The 18,622-nt window shown below is 60.0% G+C and carries 20 protein-coding genes; 10 read left to right on the plus strand and 10 right to left on the minus strand.

What is annotated here, in order from left to right:
* The 5 genes from ABJP42_RS18855 to ABJP42_RS18875 form a co-directional block, all read left to right on the plus strand.
* Positions 1 to 1,355 (plus strand): molybdopterin oxidoreductase family protein (locus tag ABJP42_RS18855; protein WP_348343177.1); only part of this gene is annotated, 1,355 nt, incomplete at its 5' end.
* A 121-nt stretch (positions 1,356 to 1,476) separates the two neighbouring features.
* Positions 1,477 to 2,283, plus strand: coding sequence for a 4Fe-4S dicluster domain-containing protein (locus ABJP42_RS18860; RefSeq protein ID WP_348343179.1), 807 nt, complete (start codon positions 1,477 to 1,479; stop codon positions 2,281 to 2,283).
* Positions 2,283 to 3,170 carry a dimethyl sulfoxide reductase anchor subunit family protein gene (locus ABJP42_RS18865; RefSeq protein ID WP_348343181.1) on the plus strand — a complete coding sequence of 296 codons (888 nt, stop codon included), beginning with the start codon at positions 2,283 to 2,285 and terminating at the stop codon, positions 3,168 to 3,170. The genes ABJP42_RS18860 and ABJP42_RS18865 overlap by 1 nt, the downstream gene beginning before the upstream one ends.
* 118 nt (positions 3,171 to 3,288) lie before the next feature.
* On the plus strand, positions 3,289 to 3,750 hold the full coding sequence (locus ABJP42_RS18870; protein ID WP_348343182.1) for a carboxymuconolactone decarboxylase family protein: 462 nt from the start codon (positions 3,289 to 3,291) through the stop codon (positions 3,748 to 3,750).
* Entirely contained in the window at positions 3,747 to 4,634 is an 888-nt protein-coding gene (locus ABJP42_RS18875) for a sigma-70 family RNA polymerase sigma factor (protein ID WP_348343184.1), read from the plus strand. The genes ABJP42_RS18870 and ABJP42_RS18875 overlap by 4 nt, the downstream gene beginning before the upstream one ends.
* Positions 4,635 to 4,744: 110 nt before the next feature.
* Here the strand turns inward: ABJP42_RS18875 and dapA are convergent, their stop codons facing one another.
* Complete coding sequence (dapA, locus tag ABJP42_RS18880) at positions 4,745 to 5,617, minus strand: 4-hydroxy-tetrahydrodipicolinate synthase (protein ID WP_348343186.1); 873 nt, start codon at positions 5,615 to 5,617, stop codon at positions 4,745 to 4,747.
* A gap of 140 nt (positions 5,618 to 5,757) precedes the next feature.
* Between dapA and ABJP42_RS18885 the strand changes: the two genes are divergently transcribed.
* Positions 5,758 to 7,716 carry a lytic transglycosylase domain-containing protein gene (locus ABJP42_RS18885; protein WP_348343188.1) on the plus strand — a complete coding sequence of 653 codons (1,959 nt, stop codon included), beginning with the start codon at positions 5,758 to 5,760 and terminating at the stop codon, positions 7,714 to 7,716.
* Here the strand turns inward: ABJP42_RS18885 and ABJP42_RS18890 are convergent.
* Together ABJP42_RS18890 and mnmC2 are read right to left on the minus strand one after the other, a co-directional pair.
* Entirely contained in the window at positions 7,681 to 8,583 is a 903-nt protein-coding gene (locus tag ABJP42_RS18890; RefSeq protein WP_348343190.1) for a DMT family transporter, read from the minus strand. The two genes, ABJP42_RS18885 and ABJP42_RS18890, sit on opposite strands and share 36 nt — an antisense overlap.
* Entirely contained in the window at positions 8,580 to 9,263 is a 684-nt protein-coding gene (gene mnmC2, locus ABJP42_RS18895; protein ID WP_348343192.1) for a tRNA (5-methylaminomethyl-2-thiouridine)(34)-methyltransferase MnmC2, read from the minus strand. Before mnmC2 ends, ABJP42_RS18890 begins: the two co-directional genes overlap by 4 nt.
* A 59-nt stretch (positions 9,264 to 9,322) precedes the next feature.
* Between mnmC2 and ABJP42_RS18900 the strand changes: the two genes are divergently transcribed.
* Positions 9,323 to 10,363 carry an NAD(P)/FAD-dependent oxidoreductase gene (locus ABJP42_RS18900; protein ID WP_348343194.1) on the plus strand — a complete coding sequence of 347 codons (1,041 nt, stop codon included), beginning with the start codon at positions 9,323 to 9,325 and terminating at the stop codon, positions 10,361 to 10,363.
* A gap of 267 nt (positions 10,364 to 10,630) precedes the next feature.
* On the opposite strand, the gene ABJP42_RS18905 is transcribed toward ABJP42_RS18900, so the two are convergent.
* The 4 genes from ABJP42_RS18905 to ABJP42_RS18920 form a co-directional block, all read right to left on the minus strand.
* Positions 10,631 to 11,473 carry an HTD2 family dehydratase gene (locus tag ABJP42_RS18905; protein WP_348343196.1) on the minus strand — a complete coding sequence of 281 codons (843 nt, stop codon included), beginning with the start codon at positions 11,471 to 11,473 and terminating at the stop codon, positions 10,631 to 10,633.
* Positions 11,474 to 11,581: 108 nt separating this feature from the next.
* The gene (locus ABJP42_RS18910) at positions 11,582 to 12,241 is read right to left on the minus strand and encodes a YiaD family glycine zipper/OmpA-like lipoprotein (RefSeq protein ID WP_348343198.1); all 660 of its coding nucleotides are present in this window, start codon (positions 12,239 to 12,241) and stop codon (positions 11,582 to 11,584) included.
* Between the two features lie 162 nt (positions 12,242 to 12,403).
* On the minus strand, positions 12,404 to 13,093 hold the full coding sequence (locus tag ABJP42_RS18915; RefSeq protein ID WP_348343200.1) for a helix-turn-helix transcriptional regulator: 690 nt from the start codon (positions 13,091 to 13,093) through the stop codon (positions 12,404 to 12,406).
* A 377-nt stretch (positions 13,094 to 13,470) separates the two neighbouring features.
* Positions 13,471 to 14,340 carry a methylated-DNA--[protein]-cysteine S-methyltransferase gene (locus ABJP42_RS18920; RefSeq protein WP_348343214.1) on the minus strand — a complete coding sequence of 290 codons (870 nt, stop codon included), beginning with the start codon at positions 14,338 to 14,340 and terminating at the stop codon, positions 13,471 to 13,473.
* Between the two features lie 210 nt (positions 14,341 to 14,550).
* Between ABJP42_RS18920 and nth the strand changes: the two genes are divergently transcribed.
* Both nth and ABJP42_RS18930 read left to right on the plus strand, forming a co-directional pair.
* Positions 14,551 to 15,195: an endonuclease III gene (gene nth, locus ABJP42_RS18925; RefSeq protein WP_348343202.1), complete on the plus strand. Its 645-nt coding sequence runs from the start codon at positions 14,551 to 14,553 to the stop codon at positions 15,193 to 15,195.
* Positions 15,192 to 16,181 (plus strand): adenosine kinase, encoded by a 990-nt coding sequence (locus ABJP42_RS18930; protein ID WP_348343204.1) that lies wholly within the window; start codon positions 15,192 to 15,194, stop codon positions 16,179 to 16,181. Before nth ends, ABJP42_RS18930 begins: the two co-directional genes overlap by 4 nt.
* Before the next feature lie 156 nt (positions 16,182 to 16,337).
* On the opposite strand, the gene ABJP42_RS18935 is transcribed toward ABJP42_RS18930, so the two are convergent.
* Positions 16,338 to 16,826, minus strand: a complete 489-nt coding sequence (locus ABJP42_RS18935; protein WP_348343206.1) for a MarR family winged helix-turn-helix transcriptional regulator — start codon at positions 16,824 to 16,826, stop codon at positions 16,338 to 16,340.
* Between the two features lie 83 nt (positions 16,827 to 16,909).
* Here ABJP42_RS18935 and ABJP42_RS18940 point away from each other — a divergent pair, with 83 nt between their 5' ends.
* On the plus strand, positions 16,910 to 17,782 hold the full coding sequence (locus ABJP42_RS18940) for an EamA family transporter (protein ID WP_348343208.1): 873 nt from the start codon (positions 16,910 to 16,912) through the stop codon (positions 17,780 to 17,782).
* Positions 17,783 to 17,792: 10 nt separating this feature from the next.
* On the opposite strand, the gene ABJP42_RS18945 is transcribed toward ABJP42_RS18940, so the two are convergent.
* Entirely contained in the window at positions 17,793 to 18,344 is a 552-nt protein-coding gene (locus ABJP42_RS18945; RefSeq protein WP_348343210.1) for a hypothetical protein, read from the minus strand.
* A partial coding sequence (locus ABJP42_RS18950) for an RNA pyrophosphohydrolase (protein WP_348343212.1) occupies positions 18,313 to 18,622 on the minus strand: 310 nt, incomplete at its 5' end. The genes ABJP42_RS18945 and ABJP42_RS18950, both read right to left, overlap by 32 nt.

Here is an 18,622-nt window from a genome sequence, read left to right on the forward strand (position 1 = left end):
ATATGGTGATCTCCAACGCCCATGCGGGGGATCCCTATAAGATCGACACTTTGTTCATGTATATGGCCAATATGTCCTGGAACTCCTCGATGAACACTGGCGGCGTGATCGACATGCTGACGGATAAGGATGAAAACGGCGACTACAAGATCCCGCGCATCATCTATTCCGATGCCTATTCCTCCGAAATGGTGGCCTATGCGGATCTGGTGCTGCCCGACACCACCTATCTGGAACGCCACGACTGTATCTCGATGCTCGACCGCCCCATCTGCGAGGCCGATGGCGCCGCTGATGCCATCCGCTGGCCAGTGATCGAACCCGACCGGGATGTACGCGGCTTCCAGACAGTATTGGTGCAGCTGGCCAACAAGATGAAACTGCCGGGTTTCACCGCTGAGGACGGTAGTGCCAAATGGCAGGACTACGCCGACTACATCGTCAACCACGAGCGCAAGCCCGGCATCGGCCCGTTGGCGGGTTTTCGCGGCCCCGATGGTGACAAGGCAGGCCGTGGTGAGCCCAATCCAGAGCAGCTAAACAAATACATCGAAAACGGCGGTTTCTTTGTCGAACATATCCCGGCAGAGGCCAGTTACTTCAAACCCTGGAACCGCGCCTATCAGGACTGGGCGGTCGACCTCGGGCTCTACGACAGCCCGCAGCCCTATCTGTTCCAGCTCTATGTCGAGCCAATGCGCAAATTCCAGCTGGCCGCCGAGGGTCACGGTGAGCGCCAGCCCCCTGAACATCTGCGCCAGCGCATCAAAGACACCATGGATCCGCTGCCGATCTGGTATGAGACCGATCAACAGGGCAACGCGGGTTTCACTGTCAACGCCCTCACCCAGCGCCCCATGGCGATGTATCACTCCTGGGGCACGCAAAATGCCTGGCTACGCCAGCTGCACGGGCGCAACCCGCTCTACCTGCCGACAAAGCTGATGCGGCAACACGACCTGGCAGATGGCGACTGGGCCAGGGTCTCCTCGCCACACGGGGAGATCACCGTGCCGGTGATGGAAATGGCCGCGCTCAACGACAATACGGTCTGGACCTGGAACGCCATTGGTAAGCGCAAAGGCACTTGGGGCCTGCAGGAAGACGCGCCTGAGGCCACCAAGGGCTTCCTGCTCAACCACCTGATCCACGAGCTGATGCCCCCAAATGGCGACGGTCTGCGTTGGGCCAATTCCGATCCGATCACTGGCCAGGCCGCCTGGTTCGACCTCAAGGTGAAAATCGAAAAAGCCGGTGCGCCCGAAGACTTTAGCGAAAGCCAGCCCGCCATGGCGCCAATCAAATCCCCCATCGGCACCGGCCCCAAGGATCTGGCATGGAAGGTGGGCAAATGACCCCGCGCGCTCCCAGGCTTCTGACGCCTTCATTTGGCCCCAAATATCCCGGGGGAATCGCCGCAGGCGATGGGGGCAGCGCCCCCTCTCCCCTTCTTTACACCTGCGGAGGTATGTTCAAATGACCGAACTCCCCACCACAACCGCCAAGAAAATGGGTCTCGTCATTGACCTGGATACTTGCGTCGGCTGCCATGCCTGTGTGATTTCCTGCAAAGGCTGGAACACCGAAAACTACGGCGCGCCGCTGTCGGATCAGGATGCCTATGGCGCTGCCCCTTCCGGCACCTTCCTCAACCGCGTCCACAGTTTTGAGGTCCAGCCCAAGGCCAGCCCCGCGCAGCCTGATCCGGCGGCGCAGCTGATCCATTTCCCCAAATCCTGCCTGCACTGCGAAGAGGCCCCCTGCGTCACCGTCTGCCCCACTGGCGCCAGCTACAAACGGGTTGAGGATGGCATCGTGCTGGTCAATGAAAGCGACTGTATCGGCTGCGGGCTTTGTGCCTGGTCCTGTCCCTATGGGGCCCGCGAGCTCGATCTGGCCGAGGGGGTGATGAAAAAATGCACCCTCTGCGTTGATCGGATCTACAACGAGAACCTGCCCGAAGTAGACCGCGTGCCGTCTTGCGTGCGCACCTGCCCGGCAGGGGCGCGCCACTTTGGCGATCTGGGGGATCCGGACAGTGATGTCAGCCAGTTGGTGGCAGAGCGCGGCGGCATGGATCTGATGCCAGAAATGGGCACCAAGCCAGTGAACAAATACCTGCCACCGCGCCCAAAGGATAAGCTGGAAGAACAGATCGACATTCTTGCCCCCCTCCTCGCCCCAGTCACCGAAGAGCCTGGCGGTTTCCTTGGCTGGCTCGACAAGGCGCTGGACAGGCTTCCAGGCCAATCTTCGAGCCAGTCATCAGGAGGGAGCAACTGATGCATCCGGCACCTTCCGTTATTCTCTTCACCACCCTCTCCGGTCTGGGTTTTGGCCTGCTGGCTTTCCTTGGCCTCGGCTACCCGGCTGTCACCGGCGGGGTTGCCTTTGTATTCTACGTCATTGCCTATGCGCTGGCGGTCGGAGGCTTGCTGGCCTCCACCTTCCATCTCGGCCATCCCGAACGTGCGCTCAAGGCCTTTAGTCAATGGCGTAGCAGCTGGCTCAGCCGCGAAGGGCTCTGCGCCGTGGCGGCACTGCTGACCATGGGGCTCTTTGCCCTTGGCGCCATCTTCCTCGACCAGCACTGGCGTATCTTGGGCCTGCTTGGCGCAGGGCTGAGCCTGGCCACGGTCTTCACCACCTCGATGATCTATACCCAGCTCAAAACCATTCCGCGCTGGAACATGCTACTCACCCCGGTGATGTTCCTCAGCTTCTCCGTCGCAGGGGGCGCCCTGCTGGCCGGGCAAGAGCGCCTGTCGATCTGGTTTTTACTGGCAGCCAGCGCCGTGCAACTGGCCTATTGGGTCAAGGGCGATCAGGCCTTTGCCGCTTCTGGCACCACCATGGAGACCGCAACTGGTCTGGCTGGGGGCGGTTCGGTACGTGCCTTTGAGCCGCCCCATACCGGCAGCAACTATCTGCTGCGCGAATTTGTGCATGTGGTGGGGCGCAAGCACGCAATGAAACTGCGGGTGCTGGCGCTTGGCTTTGGGTTTATCCTGCCTGTATTGTTCATGGTCCTACCTGTGGATTCCAGCCTGATCAAACATCTGATGGCAGCCTTTGCGGTGCTGTCTCATTTGATCGGAATTGCCGTCTCGCGCTGGCTGTTTTTTGCCCAGGCGGAACATGTGGTGGGGCTCTACTACGGCAGACGCTGAGCTTTTAATAAGGCAAAATCTTAAAAAGGCACCTCCCTGGGGTGCCCTTTTTTTATCCCATGTCACAAACCCCGACGCTGCCTCGTCCTGTTTCTGTATTGCTCAACAGGAGAAAACAATGACCGCCCGTATCGACCAATTTACTGTGGCCCCGGATTTGATGAAACCCATGCTCGCTATGGAAGAAACCATCGCCAAGAGCGGCCTGGAGCACAGCCTGATTGAACTGGTGAAACTGCGTGCCTCGCAGATCAATCACTGCGCCTTTTGCATCCATATGCACACGCACGAGGCCCGCGCCAAAGGCGAAAGCGACACCCGAATGCATCTGCTCCCGGCCTGGCGCGAGTCTTCTCTGTTCAGCGATCGAGAAAGGGTGGCCCTGGCCTGGACCGAATGCCTGACAGAGGTTGCGAGCAAGGGCGCACCGGACAGGGACTATACTGCCCTGGCAGCGCAGTTTGAGCCGCGCGAACAGGTGGCACTGACGCTGTTGATCACCACCATCAATGGCTGGAACCGCCTTGCTATCGGCTTTGCCATTCCACATCCTGAAGAACAGGAGGCAAATGCCGCGTGACAGCCAAAGGTATCAATTCTGAAACCGAAGTGTTTCTTCAGCTGCGGCCGCGTTTGATTGCAGTCGCCTATCGAATGCTGGGCAGCGTGGCGGATTCTGAAGATATTCTGCAAGAGGCCTATCTGCGCTGGCAGCGGGTGGATCATGATACGGTACTCGACCCAACCGGTTACTTGGTACGGGTGACCACGCGGCTCTGTCTGGATCAGCTCAAATCTGCACGGGTGCGGCGCGAGGCCTATACTGGTGCATGGCTACCGGATCCCGTCTTGACAGAGAATCCGATTGAACTGTTGGATCAGGATGTGACCGTGGCGCTCTTACTGGCCCTGGATCGGCTGAGCCCGCTGGAGCGCGCTGCCTTCTTGCTGCATGACATCTTTGACGGATCTTACGGCGAGATCGCAGAGACCCTGAACCGTACGCCTGAGGCCTGTCGCCAGTTGGCGGCACGCGCGCGGCGAAAGGTCCGACAAAAGCCGCAGAGAAGGCTGGAAAGGTCTGCCCAGGGCATGGCCCTCGCCGAGGCCTTTTTCAAAGCCTCCAAGACCGGTGACACCTCGGCCCTGGGCCAATTGCTGGCGGCGGATGTGGAACTGATCTCGGATGGCGGCGGCAAGGTGATCGCGGCGCTCAACCCGATCTATGGCGCAGATCGGGTGACCCGGTTGCTGGAGGGGGTCGCTCGCAAAGCCGGGGGAACCCTGCCTGCGCAGTGGCGGCTTTGTCAGCTCAATGGGTTGCCTGGCGTGGTGAACCGGGCCGAAGATGGCGTATTGGAAACCGCTGCATTTGAGATCCGGGACGGGCGGATCTGGCGGATCTACGTCACCCGCAACCCGGAAAAGACACCGCATCTGGAGGGGGTTTTGACAGGGCATTGAGGGGCCAGCCCCTCTGCGCCTTTGGCGCATTCACCCCGGAATATTTGCAGGAAAGGTGATGGCAAAAAGGCCCCGCATCTCTGCAGGGCCTATTCTGGACGAGACGTTATTTACAGCAGCCCGGCATGGGCCATGGCGGCCTCGATGGCCGATTTGGTGCTGTCTTCGAGGCCAGTCAGCGGCGAGCGGACTTCTTGGGAGCAGAGCCCCAGTTTGCTGAGACCATATTTGGCACCGACCAGACCGGGTTCGATAAAGATCGCCTCGTGCAGGGGCATCAGCCTGTCCTGATATTCCAACGCTTTTGCGTAGTCGCCAGCCAGGGTTGCGGCCTGGAATTCGGCGCACAGACGTGGTGCCACGTTTGCAGTCACCGAAATGCAGCCCACACCGCCATGGGCGTTGAAGCCCAGGGCGGTGGCGTCTTCACCGGAGAGCTGAACAAAGTCGGCACCGCAAGAGGCGCGTTGCTGACTGACACGGGCGATATCGCCGGTGGCGTCTTTGACGCCAATGATGCGGGGCAGTTTGGCCAGTTCACCCATGGTCGCCGGCGTCATGTCGACAATGGAGCGCCCCGGGATATTGTAGATGATGATCGGCAGATCAGCGCAGTCATGGGCCGCCTGGAAATGCGCCATCAACCCGCGTTGGGTTGGCTTGTTGTAGTAGGGGGTCACCACCAGGGCCGCATCGGCACCGGCTTTCTTGGCAAATTCGACAAAGCGAATCGTCTCGACGGTATTGTTGGAGCCAGCACCGGCAATCACCGACACACGCCCAGCGGCGGCCTTGACAACCTCGGCGATCACGGCTTCGTGCTCATCATGGCTGAGGGTGGGGCTTTCGCCTGTGGTGCCAACCGGCACCAATGCGCTTGAGCCCTCGGCAATATGCCAATCCACCAAGCGTTTAAGCGCATCCAGGTCCAACGCGCCGTTTTGAAACGGGGTGACGAGGGCTGGCATAGAGCCTTTAAACATGGGTGCGCTCCCTTTAGCTGTAGGTCTTGACAGGCGGAGGCCCGCCTTCATTGTGGACTTGACCGGAATTTGAGTTGATACCAGCCATTCTCGAATTATCGTCAATGCCTCTATCCCCGGATCCACTATAAAAGCAAGCCATGACACGCATTCTGCTCCTGATATCGCTGATCCTGATGCTTGGATCCGTCGCAAAAGCCGAGACCCGGCCGCTGGAACGAGCCATGGCGCTGGTGCGGGCGGAGAAATGGCCGGAGGCGCTGAGTGCTGCCGGGGCAAAGGGATCCGTCACCCGCGACATCGTGGAATGGCACCGTTTGCGGGCAAAGGAAGGCTCGGCGGCGGATGTCGAAGGGTTTTTGGCACGGCGTTCTGACTGGCCCGGCCAGCCCTATCTGCGACGCCGCAGTGAAGAGGTCATCGTGGAGAAATCCCATAGCCGAGTGCTGGCGTTTTTTGCCGATCAGCCACCGCAAACTCCGGAGGGATCGGCCAGTCTGGCACGGGCCTCTTTCCATCGCGGTGACCAGGCCGCAGGCGAGGCCGAGCTGATCCGGGCCTGGACAACCATGCCAATGAAGGCAGAGACCCAAGAAGCCTATCTGGCGGATCACGCCAAGCTGCTGAAACCGCATAACGCCGCTCGGATCAGCCAATTGCTTTGGGACAATCATGATGTGAGTGCGACCCGTATGCTGCCCCTAGTTGGCGACGGGCCCCGTGCCCTGGCAGAAGCGCGCATTGCACTGCAAAGGAAGGCCAATGGCGTCGACGACAAGATCGAAGCCGTTCCGGCCGCGCTGCAGAATGATCCCGGCCTGGCCTATGACCGGTTTGTCTGGCGTGACCAGAAGCGGCGACAGGACGCCGCCGTTGCCCTGATGATCGATCGCAGCACCAGCGCGGCGGCACTGGGACAGCCGGAGAAATGGCTGCGTCGTCGCCGGGATCTGGCCCGCCAACTGATGCGCGACGGCAAACATGAGCGGGCCTATCAACTGGCCGCGCATCATTTCTCCGATCCGGATGTTGGCTATGGCTATTCCGATTGCGAATGGCTGGCAGGCTATATCGCCCTGCGCAAGCTGAAGGATGCCGAACTGGCGGTGCATCACTTTGAGCGTTTCCTCGCCTCGATCGAAACGCCCATTTCAGTGGGGCGTGGCGGCTATTGGCTGGGTCGCGCTTATGCCGCCCTGGGCGAAGTCGACAAGGCCCATGAAGCCTATGCCAGGGGAGCGGAGTATCAGACCTCCTTTTATGGGCTTTTGGCAGCGGAAACTCTGGGGCGCGGATTTGATCCGGCCCTGACCGCTCCCCCCAAACTGCCCCCCTGGCGCAGCGCTGCTTTCCTTGAGTCCTCGGTTGTGGAGGCTGGGTTGTTGCTGGTGCAGGCCGGTGAGCTGACCCTGGCTGAACGGTTCTTTACCCATCAGGTCGAAAGCCTGCCGCCGGTTCAGGCGCAGCAGCTGGGACAGATGGCGGTGGAAATGAAGGAACCGCATCTGGCGGTGATGATTGCCAAACGCGCCGCACGCGCCGGTACCGAGCTTCATGGCGCCTATTACCCGCTGCATCCGGTGGCAGAGGAAAAACTGCCCATGGCGCCGGAAATGACCCTGGCGATTGCCCGGCGCGAAAGCGAGTTTGACCCGGTGGTGATCAGCCATGCAGGCGCCCGCGGGCTGATGCAGCTGATGCCCGCCACTGCCAAGCTGGTGGCCAAGGAGCTGGACATCCTAGATAAGCATGACACCGCCCGTTTGACCACCGAATGGGACTATAACGCCAAGCTGGGCAGCCAGTATCTGGCCTCATTGGCAGGCACATTCGACGGCAATATCATCATGATGGCAGCAGGATACAACGCCGGGCCTCATCGCCCCAAGAGATGGATGGAACGCTATGGCGATCCGCGCGACGGCAGCCCTGATATTATCGACTGGATCGAGCACATCCCCTTTAACGAGACCCGCAACTATGTGATGCGGGTCAGTGAAAGCCTGCCTGTCTACCGCGCCCGTCTGGGCGAAACACCCCTGCCGATACCCTTCTCGCAAGAGCTATCTGGCAGCAGCCTTGCGGCTTTCGCGCCATAGGGTAAATAGCCCGGCCGCGATAATGATGGTGGCGCCGGTAGCGACATTCAGACGGATCACCTCTCCAAAGATGCTGACGCCCAGAATGGCCGCCCAGATCAAATGAAAATAGGCAAAAGGCTGCACCGCGCTGGCCTCAGCCATCTCATAACATTTAATCAGCAGCCAATGTCCGGTGACGCCAGACACACAGAGCAGCGCCATCCACAGCCAGTCGCGCTGGCTCATAGGCTCCCAAAACCAGATCCCAACTGCGGTCATGAAAACCATGCCTGCAATCCCGGTCCAAAAGAAACTGGTCGCGGTGCTGTCCTGGCGGGCCGCAAACCGTGTGAGCAAACCGTAGACAGCGAACATCAAGGCCGAGGCAAAGGGGATCAGGGCAACGGGGTCAAAGACTCCAGCTCCAGGCTGCAAAATGGTCAACACTCCGATGAGCCCAACACCAATGGCCAGCCAGCGCCGCCAGCCGACACGCTCTCCCAGCACCGGGCCGCTCAAGGCCGCGACAAGCAGCGGGTAGCAAATAAACACAGCCTGGCTTTCGACCAGTCCTAATAGGGTAAACCCGTAGACCGCAACGCAGATTTCGGCCACCAAAAGCACGCCCCGAAAGACCTGCAACCCCAGCTGGTTGGTGCGGGCAACAGCCCGAATGCCACCTGGCGCACGCAGCGCTAGAAACACTACAAAAGCCGCAAAAAACCAGTAGCGGACCATCACCACCATATAGGTGTTGTAAGTCCCGGCGAGATGACGCGAGATCCCGTCCTGCAGGGCAAAAACCACAGTTGCGCCAATCATCAGCAAGATACCCATTGGCACATTGTTGCTTTGGACTTTGCGCTCAGACGCTACATTGCTCATTCCACCTTCGCCTCTGTCCTGACCGCCTGTGTCATATGCCTTTTACGTCCAAACCCCGGTACCCGCTGCACGGCAAAGCCCGCGTTCTCAAGCCCGCGGCGTACAAATCCCGCCGCCGTATAGGTGGCCGCACTGCCCCCCGGCACCGTGTGGTCCGCCACCGCCTGCATCAGATCCGCCTGCCACAGCTCCGGGTTCTTTGCCGGAGAGAACCCGTCCAGAAACCAGGCATCGGCTTCCCCTGTCCACTCTGGCAGCGACCTGCGCGCGTCGCCCGTGACCACTTCCAGCTGCAGAGTGCCCAGATCGCAGGATCCGCTGCCCCGCCACTGCCCTAGGAAACGGGCCGCCCTGGGGCCAACCTCAGGAAAGGCCGCAAGCGCCTTGGCCATATCAGCAGGCGCCATCGGGTAGGCCTCAAAACTGGTGAACTTTAATGCCCCCTGCGCACCGCTTTGCTCCCAGGCGCGCCAGGCGGCCAGCATATTCAAACCGGTTCCAAACCCCAACTCAGCGATGTGAAACCCAGCCGCAAACCGGCCCGGTAGACCATTGCCTTGCAAAAACACATGTTCGGTTTCGGCCAGACCATTCTGGATCGAAAAATAGGGATCATCAAACTGATCCGAGACCGGAATACGATCCTCGCGCCAGCTGAGCTGTGGCGGCTGGTCTGCCATGGCATTTTCCCCTAATTGAAGCTTGGAAACTGGCGCGACACTGGCGAAAGGCTTGGCAAATGACAATGGCAGATATCACCATCCGAGGTGCCGGCATTTTTGGCCTTTCGATCGCCTGGGCCTGTGTTCAGCGCGGTGCCAAGGTTCAGCTCATCGACCCCTTTGGGGCCGGGGCCGGCTCCAGCGGCGGCCTTGTCGGCGCGCTGGCCCCGCATGTGCCGGAAAACTGGAACCCAAAGAAACAATTCCAGCTCGAAAGCCTGCTGATGGCCGCTGATTTCTGGCGCGAGGTAGAACAGGCAGGCAGCATCTCAGCGGGCTATGGCCGCACTGGTCGGCTGCAACCTCTGAAGGACACCCGCGCCCTGGAGCTCGCCTTGCAGCGCGAAAAATCCGCGCAGACACTCTGGCAGGGTCAGGCAACATGGACCGTCCGCCATGCGACAGATCTGGGCCCCTGGTGCCCGCCCAGCGCTTCCGGAATGGTTGTGCAGGACACATTGAGCGGCCGCATGCACCCCCGCCGCGCCTGCGCCGCGCTGGTTGCCGCCCTTGCCTCCAGAGGCGTAGAGATCAGGCCCGAGGACGCAGATCAGGGACTGGTGCTGCATGCCAAGGGCCACGTCGGGTTGCTGGAGCTGAATGACGCCCTGTTCAAGCCCATTGGCAATGGGGTCAAGGGCCAGGCCGCATTGCTGCGCTATGATGCCGGTGCCGTGCCCCAGCTCTATGCCGATGGGCTGCACATCATCCCGCATGCGGATGGCACCCTGGCGATCGGCTCCACCAGCGAACGCGATTTTGACGATGCCTGCAGCACCGATAGCCAGCTCGACGATGTCATTGCTCGGGCCCAGGCAGCTGTGCCGACCCTGCAGGGCGTAGAGGTGATCGAACGCTGGGCTGGGATACGCCCCCGCGCCAAAAGTCGCGCCCCCATGTTGGGTGCCTGGCCAGGTCGCCCGGGACATTTCATTGCCAATGGCGGCTTCAAGATCGGCTTCGGCATGGCGCCCAAAATTTCCGAAGTCATGGCAGATCTACTGCTGGAAGGGCGCGACCTGATCCCTTCCGGTTTTCGCGTCGAAGATAATCTCTAACACAGCCCTTCCTCCCTCTTTTTGCCATGCAGCGGGTCAAGGGCGGCGCCAGCCGCCGCGCGTTCGCGCGGTTAACCCTTGAGGCGATGCATGACCCTGTAGGCTTGAGCAGGCGTCTTGAGAGGCAGTCCTGCCGCTCAAGCGCTTCCCAAGCAGCTCTTTCGCGCCGCGCAGCGGCGCCGGGCCCAAGGCTTGTTGTGAGGTCCAGCGCAGCTGGACATCACAAAGGCGCGGGAGCCCCCCCTCCAGTGGCACGCCTTTTCGGGTTTATTCCGCTTTCGGCACAGCCTGTGCCTGCATGCATTGGCGTCCATCCGGCGCACGCACCCACAGCGCGCCGTCCCGATAGCACAATGTTGCCTCTTCAAAATGCATCAAGGGTGAGGTGGCACGGAAAGAAAACTCCGCCAGCGGTCCAAGCAGTTCTTCCGCCAGCAACATCAGCTGCTGCGCCAGCAGTGGCCCATGGACCACCAGTCCCGCGTAGCCCTCAGTATCGCGGGCATAGTCCAGGTCATAGTGGATCCGGTGGCCGTTGAAGGTCAACGCTGAGTAGCGAAACAACAGGGTAGAACTAAAACTTACCTGCCGCGCGACCTCCTCATCCAGAGGTGCCCTGGGCGGCACCGGTTTGGGGGCCGCCGGGGTGGGATCCTCGCGGTAGACCAGATCATGCCATTCACTGAGGCTCAGCGCCCCCTGCTGCCAGATCTCATGGCGCAGAGTGACAAAGCCCAGGGGCCCGCTGCGCCCCAGTTTGCGCTCAGAGCTTTCAACAACAGAGCGTTTTTCGGCACTCATACCGGCCCGCAAAGGGCGCTCGAACCGCAGCCGCCCCCCGGCCCACATGCGGCGCGGCAGGCCCAGATCCGGGATCAGACCAGTTTTGCTCAGCCCGGGATGCCCATCTCGCCCCAGGGCCTCGGGGGGCAGGGGAGTCCAGAAATAGAGCTGATGAAAGAAAGGCGGAAGTTCCGCCCCCTGCGCAATGCTTGGCGGTAGACCCAGCGCCACCTGCAGGGCCGCGCCCCGGGCCGGGTCAAGCATATCGTGAAGGCTATGCACCTGCGCCGCAGATCCTGCAGGGCTTTTGGTTTCTTCATATGTCATGCGGCGATCCTAGGGGGCCTCGAGACCAGAGAAAATGGCAAAAACAAAGGGCCGCATCAAAATGCGGCCCCAGTTCGAATGTCCTAGGAAGGTGCCTTTCACCCACGATCAGCTCGCGGTGGGCACGATCACGATCTCAACCCGCCGGTTCTGCGCCTTGCCCTCGGGGGTGAGGTTGCTGGCAACCGGGAAATCTTCGCCGCGCCCCAGGGTCTGCAGACGATTGTAAGGTACCCCGCCGGCCTGGACCTGGTCCGCCACCGTATTGGCCCGCCGTTCCGACAGGGCCAAATTATAGCTGGCCTCGCCATCGCTGTCGGTATGGCCAATCACCTGCACTGAACTGTCAGGGTATTTCACCAGGCTCTGCGATACCTGCCGCAGGTCGGCCTCTACCGATGGGGAAATGGTCGCGCTATCCGTGGCAAAGGTCAGATCATTGGGCAAGGAAACAATCAGCCGGTCGCCGGTATTGACGATGGAGATGCCATCATTGGTCAGGCTCTCGCGCAGCTCGGCCTCTTGTTTGTCCAACTGGTTGCCAATGACGCCACCCAGCAAAGCACCAGCAGCGGCACCAGCCACGACGGCAGCGCCTTTGTTGCTGGAATTGGACAGACCTGCGAGGCCTGCGCCAACAATTGCCCCGGCGATAAGCCCGTTGCGTTCCTTTTCGCCCGGCTGGCGCAAAGCATCCGTATCGGTGCAGGCCGTGAGCCCAAGGGTAGCGGCCAAAAGGCTTGCGCTGGAGAGTTTCACAATGGTCATTTTGACACCTTTTTGCTGCTCGGGTGATGCTGTTTGCGCATCGGTTGCCTTATATATCTGCCTTTGTGGCACCCGGCTCAAGCTTTGGACTGGCCTGTTCGGCGGATTGCTGCGCACAGCCCTTGAACCAACACCGGCACAGGGATCACTCAGCTGCAGCTTTCAGGCGCAGTGAACATAAGTCGACCCTTCTTGTTGCAGCCAGAGATTACGCAGCACCTGTGCCTCCTCACAAAAGCTGTCTTCCAGAAGCTCGGCTGCATGGATCTGTCCGGTTCGGAAATGGCGAAACCCGCCGCGCAACTCGCACCAGGCGGCCAGCAGGATTGTGTCAATGTGGTAGATCAGGCCAAGCGGGCGCAGGATCCGCTGGCTTTCGACCTCACTGTTGCTGCGGTAGGTGATCCGGAGCTTGTGAGAGGCCCGCACCGCCTGACGCAACAGCGCAACAGAGACACAGCCCTCGGCCGGGTCATCTGGCGGTGCGCCCCAGGGGGCCACCTGCAGCCAATCCGCTGCGGCATGAACATCCTTGATCTTGCGACTGACCCGCCGGGCTGCCTGCTGTAATTCGGTGTCTCCTGTGCGCACAAGCATCGCCAGCCCGATATGCAGGGCCTCGATCTCTTCGGCATCAAAGTTCAGCGGCGGCAGATCATAGCCACCGCGCAGAATATAGCCGATGCCTGCCTCGCCCTCGACCGGTGTGCGCATCATCTGCAGGGCTGCAATATCGCGGTAGATAGTCCGCTTTGAAACTTCGAGGGTTTCGGCAAGATCTTCGGCCCGCACCGGAGCCGATGCCGCCCGCAAGATCTGGATGATCTCAAACAACCTGTCCGACCGCGCCATGGGTTCCACCTCCCTGTTCCTGCTGACAGTTTACCACGCCCTGCTGACAGCAGTCTGTCAGCAGAGAGGTGCCAATCTCAACCAGAAACAAGAAAGGAACGTCAGATGTATTCTTATGATTGGATCACTTTGGTCACCCTGGGGTTGGAGCGCTGGCAGCAAGGCCATCCAATGGCAGGCTCAAAACCGATCACCCATAAACCCCGCCACCAAATCGAGTTTGAAGCCGCGCAGGAACGCCACCGTACCGCGACCACAGCCAGACTGAACCGCAGCCCCCGGACCACCACATCGGGCAGAAAGGTACTGAAACTATTGCAATACCTTACAGGCCGTTGTCGCCGCAGCCAAGAACTGCCCTGCCCGGGATCTGGGGTTCAGGCAGGCTGCGCCTCTGGCGCAGGTAATGACTCTTCCGAGCGGGCAGCCTCATAGGCCAGCAGGGCGCGTTTGACCGGTTGCCCCCAGTGGTAACCGCCGAGCTCCCCAGATTTTTTCAAGGCCCGGTGGCAGGGGATCAGCCAGCTGACCGGGTTGCGGCCAACGGCAGTTCCAACAGCCCGCACAGCCTTTGGCGACCCAATGGATTTGGCAATTTCCGAATAGCTGGTGACATGGCCATCGGGAATGGACAGCAGCGCCTCCCAGACCTTGAGCTGCAGGGGGGCGCCGATCAGATGCAGGGCTGTTTCGCCCTTTTGGGCAAAGGCCGCATCCACCAGCGGGCGCAGCGCCATCGGGTCCTCAACGAATTCCGCCTGGGGCCAGCGCGATCGCATATCCGCAAAGGTCGGCTCGGCTCCGGTTTCCGCTGCAAAACCCAGCCCACAGATGCCCTTTTCGGTACCCATCACCAGCGCCAGCCCAAACGGACTGTCAAACCAGCCCCAGAGGATTTTCAACCCGGCGCCTTTGCGGGCATATTCACCAGGACTCATGGCCTCCCAGCGCAAAAAGAGATCATGCAACCGGCCAGAGCCCGAGAGACCAACGGCATGGGCGGTTTGCAGGGTGGAAAAGCGCTCCCTCAGCAGGGTCTTGGCATGGCCCAGGCGCAGGTATTGCTGGTAGCGTTTCGGGGAGACCCCGACCCAGGCCGAAAACAGGCGTTGAAAATGTGCCGGGCTCATATCCATACGTTTCGCCAGATCCTCCAGGGGTAAATCATCACCGCCTGCGTCGATCAAATCGATAGCACGGCGCATGACGCCATAGTGGTAGCTCTGTTCACTGGCCTGGATATTCATCTGCACACCTCTGTCTCTTCACGGATCTACCATAATCCGCCCTGCCTATTGCAAGCGACCCGAAACCTGCGAAAAGTGAAGGCCTGCCTGCGCGCGCCCCATGTGACCCACCCCTATCTGTTGCTGCAAGGCCAAGGCAGAAAGAGCTTCGAAACCCTTTGTTCCTTTTTCATTTGCGCAGCCCTGTCCCAAGAGGCAATAAGGCGCGCGATGGCAAAGCAACTCGATTATCACACAATCCGCGAGATTTTCTCGCGGTTTCAGGCAGCAGAACCAGAGCCCAAGGGCGAGCTGGAACATGTCAATGTCTACACCCTCGTGGTGGCGGTTGCGCTGTCGGCGCAGGCCACCGATGCCGGGGTGAACAAGGCCACCCGCGCCCTGTTCAAAATTGCCGATACACCGCAGAAAATGCTGGATCTCGGCATTGATGGCGTCACCGACCATATCAAAACCATCGGGTTGTTTCGCCAAAAGGCCAAGAATGTCATCAAGCTGAGCCAGATCCTGGTGGATGACTACGGCGGTGAAGTGCCAAATTCGCGTGCGGCGCTGCAATCGCTGCCTGGCGTCGGGCGCAAGACCGCCAATGTGGTGCTCAATATGTGGTGGCATCAACCAGCCCAGGCAGTAGACACCCATATCTTTCGCGTTGGCAACCGCTCTGGCATCGCGCCGGGCAAGGACGTAGATGCGGTGGAACGCGCCGTCGAAGACAATATTCCCGCTGATTTTCAGCAACATGCACATCATTGGCTGATCCTGCATGGCCGCTATCACTGCAAGGCGCGCAAGCCGCTGTGTGGCACCTGCCTGATCCGCGATCTCTGTCAATATGAGGACAAGAACCTATGAAAACCTACCAAATCGTTGGCATCGGCAATGCGGTTGTCGACGTGATCTCGCAAAACGATGACAGCTTTCTCACCAAAATGGGCATCGAGAAAGGCATTATGCAATTGATCGAGCGGGATCGGGGCGAGGTGCTTTATGACGCGATGGACACCCGGGTTCAGACCCCGGGTGGATCGGTCGCCAATACCATCGCCGGCGCTGGTGCCCTGGGGCTGGATGCGGCCTTTATTGGCCGGGTACATGACGATGCCTTGGGCCATTTCTACGCTGATGCGATGAACGAAGACGGGGTTGATTTTGTCAACCCGCCCGTCGCTGGTGGCGAACTGCCAACCTCGCGCTCGATGATCTTTGTCTCCCCCGATGGCGAGCGTTCGCTGAACACCTATCTTGGCATCTCAGCCGAACTGAGCAGCGCCGATGTGCCCAATGAAGTGGCCGGCAATGCCCAGATTATGTTCCTGGAAGGCTATCTGTTTGACAAGGACAAGGGCAAAACCGCCTTTTTGGAAGCGGCGCGGGACTGCAAGAAGAACGGCGGCAAATCAGGCATCGCCATTTCTGATCCCTTCTGTGTTGAACGTCATCGCGCCGATTTCCTGAAACTGATCGAACATGATCTTGATTTTGTCATCGGCAATGAGGACGAGATCAAATCCCTGTTTGAAACCGATGATCTGGAAGAGGGTCTGGCCAAGACCGCAGCGATCTGCCCGCTGGTGGTCTGCACCCGCTCTGGCGATGGGGTGACAGTCATCAGCGGTGAGACCCGCATTGATGTTCCGGTGACCAAACTGGTGCCGGTGGATACCACTGGGGCAGGCGATCAGTTTGCCGCTGGATTTCTGTTTGGCCTGGCAACGGGCCGCGATCTAGAGATCTGTGCCAAGATGGGCAATGCCTGCGCCGCCGAGGTCATCAGCCATATCGGCCCACGGCCAGAGGCCAATATGCTGGAACTGCTGCGCGAAGCAGGTCTGCTCTAGTCTCAGGACGGGTTTTACAAAAGCGGGCCCTCCCGCCCGTCGCCCCTCTCGCCCCTGGCGAGAGGGCTCCTGTTGGGCCCAGCGCGGTGCAGCAAAGCCGCCCCGCGCGCCCGCGCCAGATCGAGACCGCCCACAACGGAAAGAGCCTCGAATCGGTCAGGCCTTGTCGGCAGCCGCCTGCGCCCGAGAGAGCAGGGTTTGAAAAGCCGCCCTCTCCTTTTCTGGCATGGCGGCCAGCAATCCCTCCTGAGTTGCCACATGTTCCTCCACCACCTGATCAATCAAGGTCAACCCTTTGGCGCTGAGCTCGATGAGAAAACTGCGACTGTCCTCCGGGTTGATCTGGCGCAGTACCAGCCCATCCGCTTCGAGCCGGGCAATGCGGTTGGTCATGGTGCCCGAGGCCACCATGGTCGCCTTTAGCAACTCCCCTGGCGACAGGCGATAGGGTGTCCCGGCCCGGCGTAGCGTTGCCAGCACATCAAATTTGGCCGCATTGAGCCCAAAGCGCGCAAAGGTCACCTGCATGCCTTCCTGATAGGAAAGATATAGCCGCGCCACGCGGCCAATGATGCCCATAGCGCTAACATCCAGGTCCGGCCGCTCGCGGGCCCATTGGTCGGTGATGAAGTCTACATGATCCATGCACATAATCTGTTCGGCAATTATCTTGACGTCAAGATAAACAGTGTTATCTCGATATCAAGATAAATTGGGAGATGATCCAAATGCCACGCCTCGACCTATTGCTTACCGCACTTGCCCCGGCGATCTGGGGCAGCAGTTACATTGTTACCACCAGCCTTCTGCCAGGACAGTCACCGCTCTTGGTGGCTTTGCTCCGGGCACTGCCCGCTGGGCTTTTGCTGTTGCTCATCGTACGGCAATTGCCGCCGCCTGCCTGGATCCCACGCCTGCTGATCCTCGGCGCGCTGAACTTCTCGCTGTTCTGGACCCTTCTCTTTGTCTCTGCCTACAGGCTTCCGGGCGGGGTGGCCGCGACCCTCGGCGCTGTGCAGCCGCTATTGGTGGTGTTTTTCTCGGCCTATGCGTTGAAGACCCCCATCCGGGCAACAGCTGTACTTGCCGCAGGAGTGAGCATTCTAGGAGTCGCCCTGCTGGTGCTGTCGCCCGCTGCGAAACTCGACTTTTGGGGTGTAGTTGCAGGTCTGGGCGGGGCAGGGTCCATGGCGGCGGGCGTGGTACTGACCCGCAAATGGCAGCCCCCGGTGCCACCGCTGACCTTTACCGCCTGGCAGTTGACGGCCGGGGGCTTGTTACTGATCCCCTTTGCCGCCCTGAGCCTTGATACGATTCCGACCCTGACAGGGGACAACATCCTTGGCCTCGCCTATATGAGCCTGATTGGCGGCGCATTGACCTATATCTTATGGTTTCGCGGATTGTCCCGAATTGAGCCCGCCAAGGTCTCTCTCCTAGCCGTGCTCAGCCCGCTTTCCGCTGTGCTGCTGGGTTGGGTCCTCCTGGGCGAAAGCCTGACGTCGGTTCAAACTGTCGGGGCGGGCCTTGCCTTGTTCAGTCTTTGGCTAGGACAGACAAATCTAAGCCTTGGCCGTTCCAAGGCGAAAGCGACCTCTTAAAAGGTGGGATTCAGTATTGCTGCCAGCCTGGAACGCAGTCGTCACCGCGCTGGCACGCATAGATCCACTCTCGCTCAAGTTCAAATCGGCTAGGGAAAAGGTGGCCAAAACAAGGAGAAGAATAGATGATGGAACCGGTTTCACGCAGCTCGACAAAGCTGATGTAGTTTTTCCCGGACTCGCCAGGAGGACCACACCTCTCTTCATGGCAATGGATTTCCAATAAAACATCCAACGCAATGGGGGCACCTGGCTCTCCATTGGTCAAAAGATGCCCTGACAAATGCGCAGGAACTCGAACGGGCTCCGGATTTAAACCGCTGCCGCCAGACGTTGGCAGAAGTTCCGGGTCGAAATCCAACCGCCCTTCCACAATGTAATATGCATCCCTGGCTGCCTCCAACTGCAAGAAAACATCCGTGGCACTGCGTTCACAGCTCAGGGCCATGGCCGGCCGCACTGATAAAGCGGTAAAGGCGAAGAGGTAGATCGCAGATCGGAAGGCCAGGCCCGAACCTCGCTTCCAAAACTTAGAAATGAGCGCTAAATTCAAGGACCACACGGGCGTAGACCTCCCGTTTGAAAGGCACAATTTTTTCGACCAGCTGGTCCACCGGCTGCCAGCACCAGGCCGAGAATTCGGGATGCTCGGTTTCGATATTGACCTGATCATCGCGGCCCAGAAACCGCATCAGATACCATTTTTGCTCCTGACCGCGATACTTGCCGCCCCAGAATTTGGGCACCACATCATGCGGCAGGTCATAGGGCAGCCAGCCGTCGCTTTCGGCAATGATCTCGACCAGATCAGGCGAGACCCCTGTTTCTTCTTCCAGCTCC

The sequence above is a fragment of the Pseudophaeobacter sp. genome (assembly GCF_039971195.1).
In the GTDB taxonomy this organism is placed as follows: domain Bacteria; phylum Pseudomonadota; class Alphaproteobacteria; order Rhodobacterales; family Rhodobacteraceae; genus Pseudophaeobacter.